Origin of the sequence: Pseudomonas sp., from assembly GCF_037994325.1 — a bacterium.
Classification (GTDB): domain Bacteria; phylum Pseudomonadota; class Gammaproteobacteria; order Pseudomonadales; family Pseudomonadaceae; genus Aquipseudomonas.
This window is the reverse complement of record NZ_JBBNAH010000002.1, coordinates 1-3191: the sequence shown is the minus strand read 5'-3', so window position 1 is coordinate 3191 and position 3191 is coordinate 1. Positions and strand designations below refer to the sequence as shown.

3 protein-coding genes are annotated in these 3191 nt (G+C 57.6%); all 3 read left to right on the top strand.

Annotated features, from left to right (window positions below):
* Positions 1-618 (top strand): symmetrical bis(5'-nucleosyl)-tetraphosphatase (locus tag AAAB16_RS00065; RefSeq protein ID WP_340661485.1); only part of this gene is annotated, 618 nt, incomplete at its 5' end.
* Positions 615-944 carry a thiosulfate sulfurtransferase GlpE gene (glpE, locus tag AAAB16_RS00060; RefSeq protein ID WP_340661484.1) on the top strand — a complete coding sequence of 110 codons (330 nt, stop codon included), beginning with the start codon at positions 615-617 and terminating at the stop codon, positions 942-944. The genes AAAB16_RS00065 and glpE, both read left to right, overlap by 4 nt.
* A 277-nt stretch (positions 945-1221) precedes the next feature.
* The coding region (locus AAAB16_RS00055) for a PrkA family serine protein kinase (RefSeq protein WP_340661483.1) at positions 1222-3191 on the top strand (1970 nt) is incomplete at its 3' end.

The following is a 3191-nucleotide window of genomic DNA, read 5'->3' as shown; positions in this document are numbered from 1 at the left end:
CTGCTGGCCGCTGCGCACAATATCGAGCGCCTGAAAAAGGGCGACACCCTGCGCGAAGTCCTCGAAGCCCCCGACCGCGCCGATTTGCTCGACTGGCTGCGCCGGCAAAAGCTCATGCACTACGACGTCGACCGCGATATCGCCATGGTGCACGCCGGCATACCGCCGCAGTGGTCGTTGAAAAAAGCGCTGCGCTGCGCTGGCGAAGTGGAAGAAGCCCTGCGTGACGACGCGCGCCTGCTACCCTTTCTCGACGGCATGTACGGCAATGAGCCAAGCCGCTGGGACAGTGACCTCAAAGGCGTGACGCGCCTGCGGGTGATCACCAACTACTTCACCCGCATGCGCTTTTGCAAAGCCGATGGCACCCTGGATTTAAAAACCAAGGAAGGCGTCGGTAGTGCGCCACCGGGCTATCTGCCCTGGTTCGCGCACAAACAACGCAAAACCGCCGGGCAAAAGATTATCTTCGGTCACTGGGCCGCCCTTGAAGGCAAATGCAATGAACCCGGCGTTATCGCCCTGGACACGGGTTGCGTATGGGGCGGTGCGATGACTTTACTTAACGTCGACAGCGGCGAGCGCCATCGCTGCAGTTGTGAGGAGCCAAGCCCATGAGCGAGTTCAAACGCATCCCCCCCGAGCAAGCCCAAGCCCTGCGCGAGAGCGGCGCGGTGGTTGTGGATGTCCGCGACCCGCAAAGCTTTGCCATGGGCCATATCACTGGCTCGCGGCATTTGGATAACCACTCGCTGCATGACTTTATTAGCGCGGCCGATCTGGACGCGCCGCTGATCGTCTCCTGCTACCACGGCAACTCCAGCCAGAGCGCGGCCGCCTATTTGGTCAGCCAGGGATTTTCCGAGGTTTACAGCCTCGACGGTGGCTTTGAACTATGGCGCGCCACTTATCCTGAAGAAACCGCCCAAGCCACCCCCGAATAATTTTTTCCAAGCGTCTATCCCGCGCCCTGCCTGGGCTCTCGCCATTCTGTAACATGGACTGACACACGCTAATTGTTTGTCAGTCCTTGACCTCTGAAAATCCCAACTACTCTTAAGCTCAGGCCATCCATATAGGGGAGAGCCGGCACACCGGCTTCCGGGGCTATCGGCAGCGACCTTTAGGTGTTCTGGGGGATTCTCATTTGCCGACTCGTCGGCAGATTGCCAGCACCCGCTCGACCGATCCCGCCCGGCTCCACATCAGCGAGGTGACGTCATGAGTATTTTCAGCCACTTCCAACAACGCTTCGAAGCGACTCGCCAGGAGGAATACTCGCTTCAGGAGTATCTCGACCTGTGCAAGCAGGACAAAAGCACCTACGCCACAGCAGCCGAGCGCTTACTGATGGCCATAGGCGAGCCCGAACTGATCGACACGTCGAATAACTCGCGGCTGTCGCGGATCTTCTCCAACAAGGTGATCCGCCGCTATCCCGCGTTTGAAGACTTCCATGGCATGGAAGAGTGCATCGACCAGATCGTTTCCTACTTCCGCCACGCCGCACAGGGGTTGGAAGAGAAGAAGCAAATCCTTTACCTCTTGGGCCCGGTTGGCGGCGGTAAATCGTCGCTTGCGGAAAAGCTGAAGCAACTGATGGAGAAGGTGCCCTTCTACGCCATCAAAGGCTCGCCCGTGTTCGAGTCGCCCCTTGGTCTGTTTAATCCAGCCGAAGACGGCACCATCCTCGAAGAAGACTTTGGCATTCCCAAGCGCTACCTGAGCACCATCATGTCGCCGTGGGCGACTAAACGCCTGGCCGAATTCGGCGGCGATATCAGCCAATTCCGTGTGGTGAAACTCTACCCGTCCATCCTTAACCAGATCGCCGTGGCCAAAACCGAGCCGGGCGATGACAACAACCAGGACATTTCCGCTCTGGTCGGCAAGGTGGATATCCGCAAGCTGGAAGAATTCCCGCAGAACGACGCCGACGCCTACAGCTACTCAGGCGCCCTGTGCCGCGCCAACCAGGGGATGATGGAGTTTGTGGAGATGTTCAAGGCGCCGATCAAGGTGCTACATCCACTGCTTACCGCCACCCAGGAAGGTAACTACAACAGTACCGAAGGCTTGGGCGCCATTCCGTTTATGGGTGTGCTGCTGGCCCACTCCAACGAGTCGGAATGGCATAGCTTCCGCAATAACAAGAACAATGAGGCGTTTATCGACCGGATCTATATCGTCAAGGTGCCGTACTGCCTGCGCGTCAGTGACGAGATCAAGATCTACGACAAGCTCCTGTTCAACAGCTCCCTGGCCAAGGCCCACTGCGCGCCCGATACGCTGAAAATGCTGGCGCAGTTCTCCGTACTGTCGCGCCTGAAAGAGCCGGATAACTCCAACGTCTACTCGAAAATGCGCGTGTACGACGGCGAAAACCTGAAAGACACCGACCCCAAAGCCAAGTCGATTCAGGAATACCGCGACAGCGCCGGTGTGGACGAAGGTATGAACGGCCTCTCGACCCGCTTCGCCTTCAAAATTCTGTCCAAGGTATTCAACTTCGATCCGCACGAAATCGCCGCTAACCCGGTGCACTTGCTCTATGTACTGGAGCAGCAGATCGAGCAGGAGCAATTCCCCGCTGAGGTGCGCGAACGCTATCTGCGTTACATCAAGGAATACCTGGCGCCGCGTTATATCGAGTTTATTGGCAAGGAAATCCAGACCGCTTACCTGGAGTCCTACAGCGAATACGGACAGAACATCTTCGACCGCTATGTGCTGTACGCCGACTTCTGGATTCAGGACCAGGAATACCGCGACCCGGAAACCGGCGAAATCCTCAACCGTGTGGCGCTTAACGAAGAACTGGAGAAAATCGAGAAACCGGCCGGCATCAGCAACCCGAAGGATTTCCGCAACGAGATCGTCAACTTCGTGCTGCGCGCCCGCGCCAACAACAACGGCAAAAACCCGACCTGGCTCAGCTACGAAAAACTTCGCGTGGTGATCGAGAAGAAAATGTTCTCCAACACCGAAGATTTGCTGCCGGTTATCAGCTTCAACGCCAAAGCCAGCAAGGAGGACCAAACCAAGCACAACGATTTTGTCTCGCGGATGGTCGAGCGCGGTTACACCGACAAGCAGGTTCGCCTGCTGTCCGAATGGTACCTGCGGGTTCGCAAGTCGCAGGAACCTGCTGCGTCGGCCCATGCCGACGCCGTTGCCGCAAGGCCTGCATG